Here is a 256-nt window from a genome sequence, read left to right as displayed (position 1 = left end):
CCCAGCCCGAAGATGTCGCGCCGCATCGAGACGAGCTGCGAGACGTGCAGCTCGAGCCCGACGAGGAAGAGAAGCAGTACCACGCCGATCTCGGCCACGCTCGCGGCGGTCTCGGGCTCGGCGATCAGCGAGAACCCGAACGGCCCGATCAGGACGCCGGCCCCGAGGTAGCCGAGCACCGCGCTCTGGCCGAGCAGCCGGAAGACCGGTCCGCCGAGCACCGGCGCCGACAGGAAGGTCAGGACCGGCGGCAGGA

Annotated in this window: 1 protein-coding gene; it reads right to left on the bottom strand. The window is 71.5% G+C overall.

Annotation, left to right across the window (positions count from 1 at the left end; translation table 11 throughout):
* On the bottom strand, positions 1 to 254 hold a 254-nt coding region (locus WDW90_RS40095), incomplete at its 3' end, for a cation:proton antiporter domain-containing protein (RefSeq protein ID WP_336493117.1).
* Positions 255 to 256 lie beyond the last annotated feature (2 nt).

Source organism: Methylobacterium nigriterrae, assembly GCF_037106235.1.
GTDB classification, from domain to species: domain Bacteria; phylum Pseudomonadota; class Alphaproteobacteria; order Rhizobiales; family Beijerinckiaceae; genus Methylobacterium; species Methylobacterium nigriterrae.
This window is presented reverse-complemented; position numbering and strand designations above follow the sequence as displayed.